Annotated in this window: 14 protein-coding genes; 3 read left to right on the top strand and 11 right to left on the bottom strand. The window is 69.0% G+C overall.

Translation table 11 applies throughout. The features are described from left to right. Nucleotides 1-79 precede the first annotated feature (79 nt). From M2351_RS07195 to M2351_RS07185, 3 genes are all read right to left on the bottom strand, one after another. Entirely contained in the window at nucleotides 80-1369 is a 1290-nt protein-coding gene (locus tag M2351_RS07195; RefSeq protein WP_264655429.1) for a metal-dependent hydrolase family protein, read from the bottom strand. Nucleotides 1370-1435: 66 nt separating this feature from the next. Continuing rightward, a complete protein-coding gene (locus M2351_RS07190) occupies nucleotides 1436-2215 on the bottom strand; it encodes an alpha/beta fold hydrolase (RefSeq protein WP_264655428.1) in 780 nt (259 codons plus the stop codon). Between the two features lie 5 nt (nucleotides 2216-2220). Further along, nucleotides 2221-3108, bottom strand: coding sequence for a fumarylacetoacetate hydrolase family protein (locus M2351_RS07185; RefSeq protein ID WP_264655427.1), 888 nt, complete (start codon nucleotides 3106-3108; stop codon nucleotides 2221-2223). Between the two features lie 236 nt (nucleotides 3109-3344). On the opposite strand from M2351_RS07185, the gene M2351_RS07180 reads away from it, so the two are divergent. Further along, nucleotides 3345-4085, top strand: coding sequence for a FadR/GntR family transcriptional regulator (locus tag M2351_RS07180; protein WP_264655426.1), 741 nt, complete (start codon nucleotides 3345-3347; stop codon nucleotides 4083-4085). 99 nt (nucleotides 4086-4184) lie between these two features. Here the strand turns inward: M2351_RS07180 and M2351_RS07175 are convergent, their stop codons facing one another. From M2351_RS07175 to M2351_RS07140, 8 genes are all read right to left on the bottom strand, one after another. After that, a complete protein-coding gene (locus M2351_RS07175) occupies nucleotides 4185-4616 on the bottom strand; it encodes a VOC family protein (protein WP_264655425.1) in 432 nt (143 codons plus the stop codon). Nucleotides 4617-4635: 19 nt separating this feature from the next. Then, on the bottom strand, nucleotides 4636-5130 hold the full coding sequence (locus M2351_RS07170) for an SRPBCC family protein (RefSeq protein WP_264655424.1): 495 nt from the start codon (nucleotides 5128-5130) through the stop codon (nucleotides 4636-4638). A gap of 91 nt (nucleotides 5131-5221) precedes the next feature. Further along, nucleotides 5222-6475, bottom strand: a complete 1254-nt coding sequence (locus M2351_RS07165) for an RNA polymerase sigma factor (RefSeq protein WP_264655423.1) — start codon at nucleotides 6473-6475, stop codon at nucleotides 5222-5224. Next, nucleotides 6472-6858 (bottom strand): YciI family protein, encoded by a 387-nt coding sequence (locus tag M2351_RS07160; RefSeq protein ID WP_264655422.1) that lies wholly within the window; start codon nucleotides 6856-6858, stop codon nucleotides 6472-6474. The genes M2351_RS07165 and M2351_RS07160 overlap by 4 nt, the downstream gene beginning before the upstream one ends. Nucleotides 6859-6966: 108 nt before the next feature. Further along, the gene (locus M2351_RS07155; protein WP_264655421.1) at nucleotides 6967-8172 is read right to left on the bottom strand and encodes a M20 aminoacylase family protein; all 1206 of its coding nucleotides are present in this window, start codon (nucleotides 8170-8172) and stop codon (nucleotides 6967-6969) included. After that, nucleotides 8169-8693 carry an L-2-amino-thiazoline-4-carboxylic acid hydrolase gene (locus M2351_RS07150; RefSeq protein WP_264655420.1) on the bottom strand — a complete coding sequence of 175 codons (525 nt, stop codon included), beginning with the start codon at nucleotides 8691-8693 and terminating at the stop codon, nucleotides 8169-8171. The genes M2351_RS07155 and M2351_RS07150 overlap by 4 nt, the downstream gene beginning before the upstream one ends. A gap of 10 nt (nucleotides 8694-8703) precedes the next feature. Then, nucleotides 8704-8892: a 4-oxalocrotonate tautomerase gene (locus M2351_RS07145; protein WP_264655419.1), complete on the bottom strand. Its 189-nt coding sequence runs from the start codon at nucleotides 8890-8892 to the stop codon at nucleotides 8704-8706. A gap of 42 nt (nucleotides 8893-8934) precedes the next feature. Next, nucleotides 8935-9732 (bottom strand): class II aldolase/adducin family protein, encoded by a 798-nt coding sequence (locus tag M2351_RS07140; RefSeq protein WP_264655418.1) that lies wholly within the window; start codon nucleotides 9730-9732, stop codon nucleotides 8935-8937. Nucleotides 9733-10531: 799 nt separating this feature from the next. On the opposite strand from M2351_RS07140, the gene M2351_RS07135 reads away from it, so the two are divergent. Together M2351_RS07135 and M2351_RS07130 are read left to right on the top strand one after the other, a co-directional pair. Further along, nucleotides 10532-15520 (top strand): AAA domain-containing protein, encoded by a 4989-nt coding sequence (locus M2351_RS07135; RefSeq protein WP_264655417.1) that lies wholly within the window; start codon nucleotides 10532-10534, stop codon nucleotides 15518-15520. Between the two features lie 10 nt (nucleotides 15521-15530). Continuing rightward, the gene (locus M2351_RS07130; protein ID WP_264655416.1) at nucleotides 15531-17249 is read left to right on the top strand and encodes a DUF4236 domain-containing protein; all 1719 of its coding nucleotides are present in this window, start codon (nucleotides 15531-15533) and stop codon (nucleotides 17247-17249) included. The last annotated feature ends 226 nt before the right edge of the window (nucleotides 17250-17475 follow it).

Genomic DNA, 17475 nt, shown 5'->3' with positions numbered 1-17475 from the left:
AGGAGAGGCGACGTTTCCCCCTCACCCTGCCCTCTCCCCGGGGGGGAGAGGGTTCTGGCGCGCGGTGCGGAAGCGGTCCTCACGCCACCACCCCCATGCCATAGCGGCTGCGCTGCGGGGCCATGTCCGGGGCCTTGTGGAACTCGCCGTCCTTCATGACGAACAGCAGGCGCGTGCGGTCCTGGAGGATGCGGATGTTCGCGACGGGATCGCCGTCCACCAGGATCAGGTCGGCGAGATAGCCTTCCTTGATCTGCCCCAGTTCTCCAGGGCGTCCCATGATCTCCCCGCCCCACTTCGTCGTCGAAACGATGGCCTCCATGGGGGAGAAGCCGCAGTGGTCGACGAAGTATTCCAGGTCCTTGGCGTTGGTGCCGTGCGGGATCCAGGCGAAACCGTAGTCGCCGCCGGGCAGAACGCGGATACCGCGCTTCAGCATCTTGCGCATGGTCTCGCAGGCGATCTCCGCCTCGCGCTGGTATTTGATGGCCATGGGGCTGTCCGGCTTGATGCCCCAGGGGCCGGCGTCGCGCCCGGTGCGGAACAGCCAGGCGAGCGCCGGGGCCACGAAGTGGCGGTCCTTCGCCGCCTCCAGCATGTCCAGCGCCTCCTCGTCGGCGTAGGAGGCGTGGTAGATGATGTCCACCCCGTGGCGGACGCACATCTTCACCGATTCCGCGGAGCGCGCGTGGGCGCAGACCCGCCGGCCGCGGCGGTGCGCTTCGCTGACCGCCATGGCGACCTCGTCGTCGCACATGGGCGTTTCCTCGGCGGCGACGCCCGCGATCTCCTCGCCGGAGATGTTCAGCTTCAGCAGATCCACGCCGTACTTGATGAACATGCGCACGGCGCGCCGCATGTCCTCCGGCCCGGTCACCACCCAGCCGAAGCTGAGTTCCGGTGCTGGGATGTGCGGCGGCGAGGTGTCGCCGAGGCCACCGGTCGTGGCGATCTCCTGCCCGTTGGCGAGGTAGCGGGGGCCGGGGATCAGGCCGCTGTTGATGGCGTTGCGCACCACCACGTCCAGCCGCGGCTTGGCCGCCGCCGCGCCCACGCAGGAGGTGAAGCCGGAATCGATGTAGGTCTTCGCCACGCGGGCGGCCCACAGCGTGTGCTCCTCCGGCGGCATGCGCTGGATGGATTCCAGGTCGGGCTGGTCGTTCCAGGAAAAGTGGGTGTGGGCCTCCGTCATGCCGGGCATCAGCGTGGCGCCGGCCCCGTCGATGACGGTGGCGCCGACGGTCGGCAGGCTGCGCAGGCCGCGCGCCACGCGCAGGATGCGGTTGCCCTGGATCAGCACCTCGCCGGTGTAAGGGTACTCGCCCGTGCCGTCGAGAATGCGCACGTTCGTGACCAGAACGTTCGCCATGGTTTCCTCCCTGAAAGCGCTCGCCTCGCCGTCTGTCGCGGCTGTTCCGGGGAGCGGCCAAACCGTCTATCGTCCCTGAAGCGCCTCCCTGAGGATCGCCGTGCAATCTGCGGCGCGCTCCAGCGTCTGCCAGTGGCCGCAGCGGGGCAGCACCCGCACGGGTGCGGCGCCGTTCATGCGGTCCGAGATCGTCCGCGCGACGGAGGCCGGGGCCACCGCGTCCTCGTCCCCCGCGATCAGCACCGTGCGCACACGGATGCGCGACGGGTCGGCGGCCTGCGCGCCGGCCAGCGCCTCGCAGGTCTTGGCGTAGCCCTCGGCGCACTGGCGCATCACCGATTCCCGCACGAAGGCCGCGACCGCCGGCTGGCTGGCCCGCGTGTCGGTGGACAGCGAGCTCTGCACGATGGCGTCGGCGATGGGCGCCATGCCCTCGTCCCGCGCCTTGGCGGCGCGGTCGCGCAGGCCCTGCCGCCCGGCATCGGCCGGGGCCATCAGCGGCCCGAACAGTGTCAGGGAGCGCACCAGCCCCGGATGCTCCACCGCCAGATGCTGCGCCACGATGGTGCCCAGCGAATGCCCGACCACATGCGCACGCTCGATCCCCAGCACGGCGCAGAGCTTCGCCACGGAGGCGACGAACAGGCCGATGGACAGCGCCCCGTCCGGCGTTTTCGACCGGCCGGACCCCGGCAGATCCGGCCGGATGAACCGGTAGCGTCCGCCGAGCCCCATGACCTGCGGCGTGTAGGTGTTGGAGGTGCCGCCCAGGCCGTGGATCATCAGCACCGGGTCGCCCTGCCCGTCCACCTCCACGGCCATGCGGTCCACGGTCACCGTCGCCATGGCGGTCAGCCTTCCAGCGTGTTTTCCAGGACGCCGATCCCGCCGATCTCCAGCTTCACCCGGTCGCCGGGCTTCAGGAACTTCGGCGGCGTGAAGCCAAGGCCCACCCCGGCCGGCGTGCCGGTCAGGATCAGGTCGCCCGGCTGCAAGGTGATGCCGCGCGACATCGTCTCGATCAGCGTCGGCACGTCGAAGATCAGGTCGCGGGTGTTGGAGTCCTGCCGAAGCTCCCCGTTCACCCAGGTGCGGACCGGCGTGTCGGACAGGTCCACCTCGTCCGCCGTCACGATCCAGGGGCCGAGCGGGCAGAAGGTGTCGAGCGACTTGCCGAGGAACCACTGCTTGTGCCGGGCCTGGATGTCGCGGGCGGTCACGTCGTTGGCGATGGTGTAGCCGAAGACATGGTCCATCGCCTGCGCCTTGGGGATGTCCCGCCCGGCCCGGCCGATCACCACGACCAGTTCGACCTCGTAGTCGATCTGGTCGCTGACCCCGTGCGGGTAGCGGATCGCGGCGCCGGGGCCGATCACCGTTTCCGGCACCTTGGTGAAGATGATGGGATGCTCCGGGATCGCGTCCTTGGCCGACGAGGCGCTGCTGTCAAAGCCGGACCGCGTGAATTCATGGGCGTGGTCGAAGTAATTCTTTCCGACGCACATCAGGTTGCGCTGTGGGTGCGGGATCGGGGCGAGCAAGTCCACCTGCGACAGGGGAATCCCCTCCCCCTCGGCCCGCAAGCTGTCGCGCAGGTCGCGCCAGCCCCGGATCACATCCGCCATGCTGAAGGGCTTCGGAGCCCAGGCCGGCGGTTCGATCGGCCACACCCGTCCCTTGTCCGCGTCCACCAGCGCAACCCGTGCGCCGTCCTCCCTGCGAATTGTCGCCAGTTTCATGCCCATTCCTTTTGTGAAAGGGTGACTGGTTTTTCGGTGAACCTTATCGGTACAAAATTGCCTCACCGCTGGTTCATCCTGTCGCAGGGATGCGTTGTACGTCAATAATCCGTAAGGCTGATTATTCGTATCACGATATAGCGTATTGGCTCACAGTGCCGACGGACCTTATGGTTCGTCATTGGTGCGTTCCGAACCGGAATGGCACCCTCCCGCGCGACCAGGGGACCGGCCCCATGTCCAAGCTCCCGATGGCCAACCTGACATCCGTCTCCGGCGTGAAGCCGCCGGACACGCTCGGCCGGGCGCAGATTGCCTACGACCATCTCCAGCGCGCCATCGCCAGCGGCCTCTGGCGCCCCGGCGAGCAACTGCCGACGGAGCGGCGGCTGGCGGAATCCCTAGGCCTCGCGCGCAACACGGTGCGCCGGGCGCTCGACATGCTGGAGGCGGAGGGGCGCATCGCCCGCGGCGTCGGGCGCGGCACCTTCCTGGTGGAACTGGACGGGGCGTCGGCGCTGAACGGCTCCGCCCTGCTGCTGCCCGCCGCCTTTATGAACGCCAGCCCGGCGGAGGTGATGGAAGCGCGCATCCTGCTGGAGCCGGCCATCGCCGACCTCGCCGTCGCCCGCGCGACGCTGGCCGACTTCGCGGAGATGGAGCGCTGCCTGCGGGAGTCGGAAGGAGCGCGGTCGATCCCGGAGTTCGAGCATTGGGACGGCGCCCTGCACCGCGCGGTGATCGCCGCCTGCCGGAACGAACTGCTGGACGCCTTCTACGCCGTGCTGAACCGCATCCGCGACAACGCGGAATGGAACGTGCTGAAGCAGCGCAGCCTGACGCCAGAGCGGCGCATCCTGTATGAGAAACAGCACCGGGCCATCGTCGCCGCCCTGAAAGCCCGCGACCCGGCCGCCGCCCGCGAGGTGATCCGCGCCCATTTGATCGCGGTGCGGGACGCGCTGTTCACGTTGTGAGGATTCACCACCAAGACACCAAGGCACCAAGAATCCTCGCGCCCGGCATAGCGGGGACTCTTGGTGTCTTGGTGCCTTGGTGGTGAATTCAACCCTCGCTCAGCGGATGTGCGCGGCGAGCGACCACGTCACGCCGAAGGGGTCGCGGACCTGCCCATAGCGGTCGCCCCAGAACATGTCCTGCAAGGGCATCACCACCTCGGCCCCGGCCTCCACCGCGCGCTTCCACCAAGCCTCGACGTCGTCCACCTGCAGGTGGAGCGCGAAGGCCTGCGGCGGCACCAGCCCCTGGCCGCATTCGGCGAAGGCGTCGTTGAACATGATCGAACTGCCGTTGACGCGCAGGTGGGCGTGCATCAGCCGCTTGCCGTCCTGGGCCGGAATACGGGCCAGTTCCTGCGCGCCGAAGGCCCGCGTGTAGAAGTCGATCGCCGCGACGGCGTCGCTGAGCGTCAGGTGCGGAACCACCCCGCCGACCAGCGGGGGAAGATCCTTCGGAACCGCCGGAAATTCGGTGTCGGTCGTGCTCATATCGTTCTCTTCCCTCTGGTTACTTCGTGTTTTGAATGGTGTCCAGATGCTGGGCCAGCCGGTCCAGGCTCTGCCCCCAGCCGTCATGGAAGCCCATTTTCTCATGCGCGTCGCGGTCCTCGTCCCGCCAATGGCGCGCCTGTGCGGTCAGCAGGGTCTTGCCGTCGCCCTGTTCTTCGAAGGTGATCACGGCGGTGAAGAAAGGCTTGGCGGCGGGCACGAATCCGGGCTCGTAAGCGTCGGTGAAGACCAGTCGCCGGTTCTCCACGATCTCCAGGAACACGCCGGAGGTCGGGTATTCCGCACCGTCCGGCGCGCGCATCAGCGTGCGGAAGGCGCCGCCCGGCTTCAGGTCCATCTCCACGAAGGGCGTCGTCATGCCGTGCGGCCCCCAGAAGTGCGGCAGCTGCACCGGATCGGTCCAGGCCCGGAAAACGAGTGCTGCCGGCGCATCCAGGACGCGGCTGATCGTCAGGGTGCGGCTGACGGCGGGGTCGATGTCGGCAGTGGTCATGATGGTCCCTGTCCTCCCGTGGCTGAGACTGTGTCCCAAGGACGAAGCGCCGGCCGGTCTCCCGACATCTCCCTTCGGTTTTTTTCTTCGGTCAGCCGGATTGCACATCGGCCACCAGACGGTCGAGGTGCATGCGGATGTGCGCGGCCTCCGCCGGGGTGTTGGCGAGCGCGATGGCGCGGTTGAAGGCCTCCCGTGCCTCCTCCGTCCGGCCAAGCTGGTGCAGGAAGGCGCCGCGCGCGCCGAAGAAGAAGAAATAGCCGGACAGCCGCGGCGCCAGCGGCTCGATCATGGCCAGCGCCTCCGCCGCACCGCGCAGCTTCGACACGGCCACGGCGCGGTTCAGCGTCACCACCGGGGACGGCTGCAAGCGCTCCAGCGTGGCATAGAGCCGGTCAATCTGCGCCCAGTCCGTGTCCGCCGCCTGCTGGGCCCGCGCGTGAAGCGCGGCGATGGCCGCCTGCACCTGATAGGGGCCGGGCCGCCGGTGCCGCATCGCCTTGTCGATCAGTGCTAGCCCCTCCACGATCATCGGGCGGTTCCACAAGCTGCGGTCCTGGTCCTCCAGCAGCACGGCGTTGCCTTCCGCGTCGGCCCTGGCCGGCGTGCGCGCGTGCTGGAGCAGCATCAGGGCGGCCAGCCCCATGATCTCCGGCTCCGCCGGGAACAGGCGCAGCAGCAGCCGGGCCAGCCGGATCGCTTCGTCGCAGAGGGGAGCGCGGCCCCGGTCAACGACCGCGTTGGCCGAATAGCCCTCGTTGAAGATCAGGTAGATCATCGCCGCGACGGCCGACAGCCGCTCCGCCCGCTCTACCGCGCCGGGTGTCTCGAACGGCACGGCGGCGGCGGAGACGCGCGCCTTGGCGCGGGTAATGCGCTGCTCCATCGCGCTCTCGCCCACGAGGAACGCGCGGGCGATCTGCTTGACCGACAGGCCGCTGACAATGCGCAGGGCCAGCGCGATCTGCTGCGTTGACGGCAGGTCCGGATGGCAGCAGATGAAGAGCAGGCGCAGGATGTCGTCGCGGTAGTGGGAACCGTCCAGCCGCTCGGCCATGTCGGATTCGGCATCTCCCAGGTCCGACAGCGCCTCCTCGTCGGGCAGCGACTCAAGCCTATTCCGCCTCCGCACGCCGTCGAGCGCCGCGTTGCGCCCGACCAGGATCAGCCACGCGACCGGATCGCGCGGCGGCCCGTTGCGCGGCCAGCTGTCCAGCGCCCGCAGGCAGGCGTCCTGGAACGCCTCCTCCGCCGTGTCGAGGTCGCGGAAGTAGCGCAGCAGCGCGCCGAGCGCCTGGGGACGCGCCGCCGTGAACGCCGCATCGATCCAGGCGATGTCGTTCATCCCGCCGCGCCCTCTGTCTGGATCTGGCCCGGCTTGAAGAGCGCGATGGGCCGGACCTCGTAGGAACCGCCGGGCGCGTTGGCACGGGCGAGGTCCTTCGCCGTCTCGATCGCCTCCTCCAGGTCGGCGCACTCGACCACGAAGAAGCCGAGCAGCTGTTCCTTGGTCTCGGCGAAGGGGCCGTCGAGCACGACCGGGTCCTGCGCCTTGCGGACGGTGGTCGCTGCGGTCGTGGGCACCAGCCGCGCCACCGGCCCCAGCCGTCCCTGCCGGGACAGCACCTCCTGCACCACGGAGAGGCGGCCCATCACCGCGGCCTCCTCCTCCTTGGTCCAGGCGCCGATGGCGTCTTCATGGTCGTAGCAGAGAATCGCGTAGAGCATGCGGGCAGTCCCCTTGTTCGTCCTCCCCAGGACGACCGAGTATGCCCGCGCCCGACACCCCACCGACAAAAATTTCCGCCAATTTGGTTTGGGACGCTGAAGCGATGCTCAGGCGGCCTTCTCCGCATTCGGCGACAGCAGCGTCCGCGCCAGGGTCACCCAATAGCTGGCGCCGATGGCGAGGTTGGCGTCGTTGAAGTCGTAGGCGGGGTTGTGCAGCGTGCAGCCGCCCTCCGCCGGCCCGTTGCCGAGCCAGACGTAGCTGCCGGGCCGCTTCTCCAGCATAAAGGCGAAATCCTCCGCCCCCATCGACGGCATGGGGTCGTGGTCGACGTTCTCCGCCCCGACCAGCCGCGCCGCCACCCCGGCGCACAGCGCCGTCTCCGCCGCGCTGTTCACGGTGGCCGGATAGCGCCGCTCGTACCGCACCTCCGCCGTGCAGCCGAAGGACGCCGTGGTGTGCTCCGCCAGCGTGCGCATGCGGGCCTCCACCGTGTCCTGCACGCCGCCCTTGAAGGCGCGGACCGTGCCGCGGATGGTGACCGACGGCGGAATGACGTTCCAGGTGTCGCCGCCGAAAATTTGGGTGGTGGACACCACCGCGCTGTCCAGTGGGTGCAGGCTGCGGCCCGGGATGGTCTGCAAGGTGGTCAGCAGGTGCCCCGCCGCGGTGATCGGGTCGGCGCCAAGGTGCGGCATGGCGGCGTGGCTCCCCCGGCCGTGGACCACGATCTCGAAGATGTCGTAGCTGCCCATCATCGGGCCGGGGCGCAGCGCCATGCGACCCAGCGGCAGCCCCGGCCAATTGTGCATGCCGTAGACGCTGTCCACGGGGAAGCGGTCGAACAGGCCGTCGGCGACCATCTCCCGTGCGCCGCCCTCGTTCTCCTCGGCCGGCTGGAAGATCACGTGCAGCGTGCCGTGGAAGTCCGGGTCGTCGGCCAGCACCTTCGCCGCGCCCAGCAGCATCGTCGTGTGCCCGTCGTGGCCGCAGGCGTGCATCCGGCCGGGGTTGACCGAGCGGTGGGCGAAGTCGTTCTGCTCCTGGATGTGCAGGGCGTCCATGTCGGCGCGCAGCGCAATGGCGCGGTTGCCCTGGTGCCGCCCCTTCAGCGTGCCGACCACGCCGGTGCGCCCCAACCCCGTCGTCACCTCCAGCCCGAAGGAGCGCAGTTTGTCCGCCACGAAGGCGCTGGTCTCATGCTCCTCGAAGGCGGTTTCGGGATGGGCGTGCAGGTGGTGCCGCCACTCCCGCATGGTCGGGGCCAGGGCCTCGGCCGCGGGGTCGAGCTGGACGTTGCTGGGAACGGTCATTCCGGCGTCTCCGTGGTTCCGCCATTGAGGGGTCCGCTTTCAGGAAGGCTGTAGCGGAAGTCGCAGTGGCTGGCGCCCTGCATGATGGTCTGGGTGCGGGTGAAGCGGGCGTCCGGCCGATAGCCGCACATGAACTCGCCGTCGCGGTTGCAGGACAGCACGTCGCCGATCTCCTGCACGCCCATGGCGCGGTAGGTTTCCGCGTAGCGGCAGCGCGTGACGTTGAAGGCCAACCGGTCGGGCGTGGACTCGACCACCTCCAGCGCCAGCGCGTCGTTCGCCGTCCACAGGGCGAGGCGGTCGCGGAAAGTGGACAGGTCGGCTGTGCCCAACGTCGCCCGGTCCTCCGCGGCCATGGCCGCCCCGGCGGCGCGGGCCATGGTCTCCACCGCGCGGGCGAGGACGGCCCGCGCGCGGTCGCGCCCGATCTCCGGCACCAACTGGTCGTAGAGCGCCTTGGCGAACTCCGCCTCGATCCGCCGCCGCTCGATGATCGGCAGCGCCGCCGTGGTTTGGGTCATGGGTGTCGCCTTACTTCGCGTCCGACCAGAGCTTGCCGGCGGTCGCCCAATCGCTCTTCTTCACCTCGGTCAGGATCACGTCGACGGCGTCCGCGCTGCAGCCCAGCGTCTCCACCGAGGCGTCGGTCAGGGCCTTCACGAAGGCGCGCTTCTGCTCCGGGGTGCGGCCTTCGAACATCTGCACATTGATGATCGGCATGGTTGGTCCCTCTCCTTGTGTGTTGAGTTCAGTGATTCGACGTCAGTTCTTGTAGTCGGGGCACAGCCGGTCCAGGCGCCGCAGCAGGGCCGGCCATTCCAGCTCGCCCTCCGGCTCCGGGTCGGCGGTCAGCTGTCGGTAAGTCGCTTCACACACTTCCGGCGACGGCAGCACCAGCTCCGCCCCAGTCGCCTGCGCAGCCAGCTGCATGCGGCAGGCCTTGTCGAGCATATCCATCAGGCAGAAGGCCTCCGCCACCGTGCGCCCCAGCACGAGGCTGCCGTGGTTGTGCAGCAGCAGAGCCTTGCGCTGTCCCAGGCTGTCCACCAGCCGCGCCTTCTCGGCCTCGGTCAGCGCAAGCCCCTCGTAGCGGTGGTAGCCGAGGTCCCGGTAGAATCGCAGGGCGTGCTGCGACAGCGGCAACAGGCCATCCTTCAGCATGGACACGGCGACCGCCGCCTCGTTGTGCAGGTGCATCACGCAGGCCGCGTCTTCGCGCGCCGCGTGGACCGCGCCGTGGATGGTGAAGCCTGTCGCGTTCACCGCGTAGGGCGTGTCGCCGACGATGTTGCCCTGGATGTCGATCTTCACGAGGTTGGAAGCGGTTACCTCGTCAAAAGTCAGGCCGAAGGGGTTGATCAGGAATCGCCCCGGCTCGCCCGGCACCGCCAGCGAGATGTGGGTGTAGATCAGGTCGCCCCAGCCACGCTCCGCCACCAGCCGATAGCACGCCGCCAGATCGACCCGCGCCCGCCGCTCGGCATCGCCGATGCCCGTGCCGGCGACCCGGCCGGCGGCGTGCACGAAGCTTTGAGGGCTGGTTGGCGGATTGGTCGACAAGGGCCTGCTCCCGACGCACACGAAGGATCAGGAGCTTCGCACGAGCCGGCCGCCTTTTCCAAGCACCGCCGGAACGGATTCCGCGGACCGCAAGAGCCGGAGCCCAAAACGCAAAAAGCTCAGCTGAACAGCTGAGCTTCTGCGATCGGCCAACCTGTGGAAGGTGGCGTCCCCGACGGGATTCGAACCCGTGTCGCCGCCGTGAAAGGGCAAGGAGCGCTGCGGGATGGTCCGTCGGATGACGGTCAAACCACGGCGGGATCTCGCGACAAGCCCCTCTCAACGAATGCCGATCGGATAGAAATCCAGACCAACGGACGCCGGCGTTGGACCAGCGTTGGACCAGACTTCAACCGCCGAACGGCGCGGAACACACCCTTTCCGGGCGACCGGGGCCATCCCGGTCCAATCTCCTGGACCAATCCTGCCACACGTCGACACGGCGGCGGCACGTCAATCCGCATACCTCCGGTGCAAAGAGGGGGTAGCTTTGCCTCATTGGACAAGGATTTTTGACACGATCGTCTCCCAAAACACCTCCAGCGACGCGGCGCCGCCGACGCCGGCGCGGCCCCGCGCTGGGAAAGAACCTCCACGCGATCATCGCCGCCCCCGGCACCACAGGGCGAGCGGACGACGCACCCTCATGATCCAAAGGGTCCCGGCGACGAGCGCGAGGTGGCCAAGCCGGCAGGTTGCAAGCCTGTAACAAAATGGCAGAGCTCGCCCATTGTTTACAATTGATGGTAGTTTTGCTAAACCCCAATCCTAGTTAATTCGATAGTGGTACCGGGGCATCATGGCAGGGCTCACCAAGACGCAAAAAGACTTGCGCAACGTTCTGCTCTACACGCAGGAGTTGGTAACCTTCAATGAGAAGGTCATCTACGACCTTGCGGCCGAGCCCCATCCATCCTTCCATGAAGGCGCCCTGATTGATCTCGAAGGCGTGGATGCGAACGTCGACCCAGAGATCTGGCTGCGGCTCCGGCGCCTTCGCGAGACGCAACCACCGCCCCCCGACGCCATGTTCGAGGGGTGGGTCAAGGCACAGCCGCATCCGTCGCCGGATAAGGCGCCGACGCTGCTCGACCACCGCATGCTGCGTCTCAGCATCGAAGAGATCTCGGACCTCGCCGAGGCCGGCCTGCTCGATCCGGACGAGGTCATGCGGCCGCGGGACGCCGACGTCGCGTTCCCGGAGGCGATGGACGCCATCCTGCGCACCGCGCGCATGCCCGAGTTCCGCGAGGCATGGCGCGCGTACGTCGAGGGCCCCTGGGCGAAGTGGGCCGAGGTGGAGAAGCCCCGCCGCCGCAGCATCGAGGTCTACAACCGCCTCTACAAGGTGCAGCAGGCCGTCACGGCGGCCGGCGAGGACAACGCCATCGAGCTCGTCTGGGGCATCGGCGTCGCGCGCTGGCAGCGCGAGAGCATGCGCATCAGCGCGCCGATCCTGGAGCAGCTGGTCGAGCTGGAGCTGCTTGAGGACGGCACGCTCATCGTCGGGCCGCGCCAGGTGCCGCCGTCCTTGGCGCTGAAGCCGTTCCATGCGCTGGAAGTGGAGGGGTCGAAGGCCCTCCAGCGGGATGCCGGCGCCCAGCTGGAGCGCGTCGTCGAGGACCCGGACATCGCCTTCTCGCCGTTCGAGCGGAAGGTCTTCGAGCCGCTGCTCAAATCCTGCGCCGCACGGTTGTCGGCCTCCGGCATCTACCTGCCCGACGAGGCCGGGCGGGATCCCGCCGACCGCTCGCTCCCGTCCCTCGACGGTGTTCTGCGCATCAGCGACACCTGGGTCCTCTACGTCCGCCAGCGCGCGGCCAACTTCCGGCAGGAGGACATCCAGAAGCTGATCAAGCGCGTCGAGGAGGCCGAAGCCGAGGAGGATCTCCCCACGGCCGGGCTGCAGTTCGTCAAGCCGCCGAACGATGAGCGCCTTTACGACGACGGCGGCCTGAACCTCGACGACGTGTCCTGGCGCCTGCCCGACGCGGTCGCCCGATCCCATGGCGGCGGGGGCGGCGGGGCCAATGACCAGGGCTCCGGACCGGAACCCGACTTCTTCTTCCCCCTGCCGTACAACGACGATCAGCGCGATATCCTGAAGCGCCTGCGCGAAGCGGACGGCGTCGTCGTCCAAGGGCCGCCCGGCACCGGCAAGACGCACACCATCGCGAACGTGATCTGCCATTTCCTGGCAACCGGCAAGCGGGTGCTCGTCACGGCCAAGAACGCGGAGGCCCTGACCGCCCTGCAGGAGAAGCTGCCGCCCGGAATCCGCGATCTCGCCATTTCGGTCATCCACAGCGACCGGGAGGGCGCGCGGCATCTGGAACAGGCCGTTCAGGTCCTGGCGAACGAGGCCAAGCAGATCAACCCGAAGCTGGTCAGCCAGAGCATCGTCGACAACCAGCGCCTTCTCGCTGATATCCGCGACCGCATCGCCCAGATCGACGCGGAGTTGCTGTCCTACGCCCGTCGAAACCTCGAAAAGGTTGAGAGCGCCGGGGAGAGCGTGCTTCCCATGGAGTTGGCAAAGCGGGTCGTGCAGGACCGCGCCCTGCACGCTTGGTTCGAGGACCGCTTGGACCTCGACGCCCGCTACGCTCCGCGCTTCACCGACGCCGACATCGCCGAGGCGCGGGACATCCGCCGCCACTTGGCTGGGGACTTGGCCTACGGCGCAACCGACCTGCCCGACCCGGACGCCCTGCCGGACGTGGCCCGCGTGCTGGCGGCGCACGGCGAACTCGCCCGCGCCAAGGAGCTTGAGGAGCAGGCGCGCTCCGGCCAGGTGCCCTACATGGCCGTCGGTTCGGTGGAGCAGGCGCGCGCCGTCCAGGTCTGGCTGACCGACTACCGGACCTTCTTCGAGGAGGTCCGGGCTGAAACCTGGATGGTCGGCACGTACCAGATCCTGCTCGGGGTCCGGCGGTCAGACGAAGCGGCCGAGACGGCCCTGCGGCGGGCGCTCGACCAATGGGCGAAGCTCTACGCCGAAGGACGGGAACTCGCCCTCAAGGGGATCGACACGGGCGACGCGCCGCTCGACGATCCGGCGTTCGACGCGGCCGTCGCCGCCCACGCCCGTGGCGAGAAGCCCTTCGGCCTGTTCTCGTTCGGCAAGGGCGCCCTCAAGGAACGCCTCGCGCGGGTCCTGGTCGGCGGGAACCCGCCCGCCGCTCCGGAGCATTGGCAAGAGGTGCAGGCCGCCCGAACCTGGCAGCGCGAGGCGCAAGCCTTCCTGCGCCATTGGGCGGCCGTCTGCGGCAGCCTCGGCCTACCGCCGGTTCCGACCGACTGGGAGCGCGGCCGCGGCGAACTTCTCCGCCTCGGGCGGCTGATCGCCGCGCTCCTGCGCTTCGCGTCGGAGGCCCGGGCCAGCCTCGAGACGCTCCAGACCCTGTTCCCCTACGGCCTCGACGCCCGCGCGGTCGTCTACGAGGGTGAGATCACGCGCGCGCTCGATGCCCTGGCGGCCAACCTGGAAAAGGCGGACTTCGCCGACGCCCAGGCGGTCCGCGGGGAGTTCGAGACGCTCATCGGGGGGCGGCGCCTGCCGTTCCACGCGGGGCTGGCTGAGTTCGCCTCGGCGCTCGGCGACGCCTCCGTCGCCCCGAACGACCTCGCCGAAGGGTGGCGCCAGATCCGGACGGAAGCGGAACGGCTGTCGCACCTGCGCCCGTTCCGCGCGCGGCTTGACGAGATCACCGACCTGGTGCGCCGGTCCGGCGCGCCGTCGTGGGCGGACAAGCTCACCGGCGATCCGGCGTTCGACGGCACGGACCGTTGGACGCCGGAGGCGTGGCGGAACAGCTGGGAGTGGGCCAGGGCCGATGGTTTCGTCCGCAGCATCGGCGACCGCGCCGCCATTCAAAAGCTGGCCGATGAGCGTTCAGAACTCGAAACCCGTCAGCGGGCTATCCTGGCCGAGGTTGTGCGGCTTCGGACGTTCCTGGGGCTGAAGCGCGCGTTGACCGGACGCATCGAGGCCGCCCTGGCGAAGTTCGCCTCGGCGATCGCCAAGCTGGGCGCCGGGACCGGCAAGGCGGCGGGCCGCCACCGCCGCGTCATCCGGGATGCCACGCTCGACGCCGCGGACGCGGTCCCGTGCTGGATCCTGCCCGAATGGCGGGTGGCCGAGCAGCTGCCGGCCACGCTGAACGCCTTCGATCTGGTGATCGTCGACGAAGCAAGCCAGTCCGACATCACCGCCCTGCCCGCCGTCCTGCGCGGCCGGAAGCTGCTGATCGTCGGCGACGACAAGCAGGTGAGCCCCACTCCCATCGGCCTCGATGAGCGCACCATCATCCAACTGCGCACAACCTACCTGACGGACTTGCCCTTCGCCGACCAGATGGACCCGGCGACGTCGCTCTACGAACTCGGCAGCATGGTCTTCCCCGGGAAGGCGGTGCTGCTGCGCGAGCATTTCCGCTGCGTCGAGCCGATCATCCGCTTCTCCGCACGGTTCTACCAGAACCTGCTGGTGCCGATGCGCCTGCCCAAGGCGACAGAGCGCCTCGATCCGCCTCTCATCGACATCCTGGTGCGCGACGGCGTGAAGACGGGGGACGTCAACAAACGGGAGTCCGACGTCATCGTCGACGAGGTGCGGCGCCTGTCCGAAGATCCCGCCTACGAGAAGCGCTCCATCGGCATCATCTCGTTGATCGGCGACAAGCAGGCAAAGCTCATCTACGACCGGCTCATGCGCGAACTCGGGGCAGAGGTCATCGACCGCCACCGGATCATGTGCGGCAGCGCCGCGACGTTCCAAGGACAGGAACGCGACATCATCTTCCTGTCCATGGTGGCCTGCCCCAAGACGGCGATCATGCAGAGGACGCGCGCGTACGAGCAGCGCTACAACGTGGCTCTGTCGCGCGCCCGCGACCGACTCGTGCTCGTCCGGTCCGTCACCTCTTCGGATCTGAAGCCCGGCGACCTCAAGCTCCAGGTCATTGAGCACTTCCGCAACCCCATGGGCGAAGGCAAGGTCATCGTCCGCAAGGACGTGCTCGACGTCTGCGATTCCGGCTTCGAGAGGGAGTTCGGCGCGCGCCTGCTCGACCTCGGGTACCGCGTCCGGCCCCAAGTGCCGGTCGGCGGCCGCCGCATCGACTTCGTTGTTGAGGGCGCCGATGACCGACGGCTGGCGATCGAGCTCGATGGCGACGCCTACCATGGCCCGGACCGCTGGGCCGAGGACTTCCGGCGCCAGAAGGCGCTCGAACGGCTGGGCTGGACCTTCTGGCGGTGCTGGGGCTCGGAATGGACGGCCGACCCCGATGGATGCTTGGCCGACCTGAAGCGCACGCTCGGCGCAATGGGAATCGAGCCGCTCGGCGCCGAGCCGCCGCAGGGGGCGTGGACCGAGTTCCGCGAGGTCGAGGCCGCGGATCCGTCCGAGGCCGGATCGGCGGCAGCCGAACCCGCCCCCGAGGCAGAGGAAGGCGAGGTCGTCGCTGTGCCCCGGGCCGAGGCGCGGCCGGAGGGCGTGGCGGCCGAGACGCTGGACCCGCTCGGGCCGTCTTCGGCCACGCCGCCCATCAGCCCCGGCGACCTCGTGATCGTGCGCTACGACGACACGCCGGACCGGGCCACCCGCGTCCGCATCAGCGAGACGGAGCATGCCCCGGAGGTCGGCATCATCCGCGTCGGCGACCCGTTGGCCAAGGCGCTGCTCGGCAGCGCGCTCGAAGGCGAGTTCGAGGTGGACCTCGGCGGCGGGAAAACCCGGCTCGGCGTGATCGAGCGCATCGAGCGCGCCCCGGCGACAGTCTGAGGAAGCAACGATGAGCGTGCGCTTTCGCAAGACGATCCGGCTTTTCCCCGGCGTGCGGCTCAACCTGAGCGGCGGGCGTGTCAGCACGACCATCGGCATACCGGGGGCGTCGCTGAACCTCGGCCTGGACGGCCAAGCACACATGACGCTCGGCATCCCCGGCACCGGGCTATCGTACCGGGCCAGGATCACGGCTCCGCCGCAGGCGCCCACTCACCGGGTGCCCGCCCAGCGGTCGCCCGAGCCGCGGCCGTTCCGCGTCCCGGAGCACGGCCTACCCTTTGACGCGCCCTCACGGGCGGAGCCCCTGCCGGGCGAAATCCGCAGCGCGGCGATCCGGAGCCTGACTAGCCCCAACCTGATCCGGCTGAAGACGCTGGTCAACGCAGCGGCGGATCGGCGGCAGAGCCTCCAGGGCACGATCTCCAGCCGCAGGTTCTCCGTCGACGTTGCTGAAAGGCGCCTGGCGTTCGCGAAGACCTTCATCGTCCGCCTCTTCTCCCGCGGCCGCATCGCATGCCTGGTAGAGGAGATCGAGACCGGACGGCTCGAAATCGAAGCCTCAACGAAGGAGTTGGAACTCACCAGCATCCAACTGGACTTCGACTTTGACGAGCATGTGCTGCGCCTCTTCAATGAACTCCGGGAAGCTTTCGACCGGCTCCGGCGGAGCGCACGGGTCTGGGACGTCACCACCGAGAACGCGACGAACCAGTTCGCCGAACGCACCCTCGCGTCCAGAGCGGTGACCCGGACCCTCGTCACCTTCGGCACCGCCCGGACGGACATCGTCAAGGCCGACTGGGAGGCGCTGCGGTTCGGGAACGCGAACGGCGAAGACCTTCACCTGTACCCGGGCTTCGCCCTCCTCAAGGAGCGCAGCGGCGACTTCGCGCTTGTCGACATCGCGGACCTGCGCATCCAGGCCGGCGCCGTGCGGTTCCACGAGGAGGACGGCGTGCCGCACGACGCCACCGTCGTTGGAACCACCTGGAAGAAGACCAACAAGGACGGTTCCCCCGACCGCCGGTTTCGGGACAACTACCAGATTCCGATCGCCCATTACGGTGAGCTGACGATCCGGAGCAAGACCGGGATCAACGAGGCCTACATGTTCAGCAACGCGGGCGCGGCGGCCAGCTTCGCTTCCGCCTTCGCCACGTACCAGGCGGCGCTCGCCGCGGCAGCGGGCGGCGTGGCGGCGCCCTTCGACGACGGGGCCGACGGCGGAGCGGTCGAAACCGCGTTCGAGGTCGACGCGGACGGCGATGCCCCGGACCGCCGCCCGCCGTTCCCCGTCCTCGACGCCGTGTTCCTGGCGCTGCTCGCCGTCGGCGCCGGCGCTTGGTTCGTCGGGCCGCGCCTCTGGCATGCCCCGGCGCCGGTCGCCGCGCTCACCGCGCCGGCGCCGACGGCCTCCGAGACGTCCGTGACGTCCCCCGCGGCCCCGCCGCAGGGCTTGATGGCTGCAAGCATCCCAAGCGCGCCGACGGAGAGCGGCGCGGCCGCGCCCGCGCCCAAGGCAGTGGCCCGCGAGACGATCGAAGTACGCGCCCAAGCCGCGAACGTCCGGAAGGACGCGGGCGCCAACGCGCCGGTCCTCCGGACCGCGCGCAAGGGCGAGCGGTTCGCCGTGTTCTCCCAGAAGGAAGACTGGCTGGAGGTTGGCGACAAGCAGCCAGCGGGGTGGATCCACCGCAGCTTGGTCGGGGAGTCGACGGCGAGGTGACGCAAGGGCCGAGAGCCTACTGCGGCGCCCGCCGCCGCGGTCACCCTCGGGGTCCCGCCCTCGTCCGCCGTCACCATTGACGCTACCGACGGACGCGTCCAAACCAGCGGCTCATCCATCTCGACCGTGGTCGTGCGCCCCCTATCATCGGCGCATGACGCGCTCTATTCATGCCGCGGTGACCTGCCCGTGTGGCATTGCAACCGTCGTCGTTCCTGGAACCCCG

The sequence above is a fragment of the Azospirillum canadense genome (assembly GCF_025961225.1).
GTDB lineage: Bacteria > Pseudomonadota > Alphaproteobacteria > Azospirillales > Azospirillaceae > Azospirillum > Azospirillum canadense.
This window is presented reverse-complemented; position numbering and strand designations above follow the sequence as displayed.

Excerpts from the sequence above, each read along its gene's own strand:
- M2351_RS07165 (WP_264655423.1), bottom strand. The coding sequence starts at position 6,475 with ATGAACGACATCGCCTGGATCGATGCGGCGTTCACGGCGGCGCGTCCC.
- M2351_RS07150 (WP_264655420.1), bottom strand. The coding sequence starts at position 8,693 with ATGACCCAAACCACGGCGGCGCTGCCGATCATCGAGCGGCGGCGGATC.
- M2351_RS07190 (WP_264655428.1), bottom strand. The coding sequence starts at position 2,215 with ATGGCGACGGTGACCGTGGACCGCATGGCCGTGGAGGTGGACGGGCAG.
- M2351_RS07180 (WP_264655426.1), top strand. The coding sequence starts at position 3,345 with ATGTCCAAGCTCCCGATGGCCAACCTGACATCCGTCTCCGGCGTGAAG.
- M2351_RS07155 (WP_264655421.1), bottom strand. The coding sequence starts at position 8,172 with ATGACCGTTCCCAGCAACGTCCAGCTCGACCCCGCGGCCGAGGCCCTG.
- M2351_RS07175 (WP_264655425.1), bottom strand. The coding sequence starts at position 4,616 with ATGAGCACGACCGACACCGAATTTCCGGCGGTTCCGAAGGATCTTCCC.
- M2351_RS07130 (WP_264655416.1), top strand. The coding sequence starts at position 15,531 with ATGAGCGTGCGCTTTCGCAAGACGATCCGGCTTTTCCCCGGCGTGCGG.
- M2351_RS07185 (WP_264655427.1), bottom strand. The coding sequence starts at position 3,108 with ATGAAACTGGCGACAATTCGCAGGGAGGACGGCGCACGGGTTGCGCTG.
- M2351_RS07160 (WP_264655422.1), bottom strand. The coding sequence starts at position 6,858 with ATGCTCTACGCGATTCTCTGCTACGACCATGAAGACGCCATCGGCGCC.
- M2351_RS07170 (WP_264655424.1), bottom strand. The coding sequence starts at position 5,130 with ATGACCACTGCCGACATCGACCCCGCCGTCAGCCGCACCCTGACGATC.
- M2351_RS07145 (WP_264655419.1), bottom strand. The coding sequence starts at position 8,892 with ATGCCGATCATCAATGTGCAGATGTTCGAAGGCCGCACCCCGGAGCAG.
- M2351_RS07135 (WP_264655417.1), top strand. The coding sequence starts at position 10,532 with ATGGCAGGGCTCACCAAGACGCAAAAAGACTTGCGCAACGTTCTGCTC.
- M2351_RS07195 (WP_264655429.1), bottom strand. The coding sequence starts at position 1,369 with ATGGCGAACGTTCTGGTCACGAACGTGCGCATTCTCGACGGCACGGGC.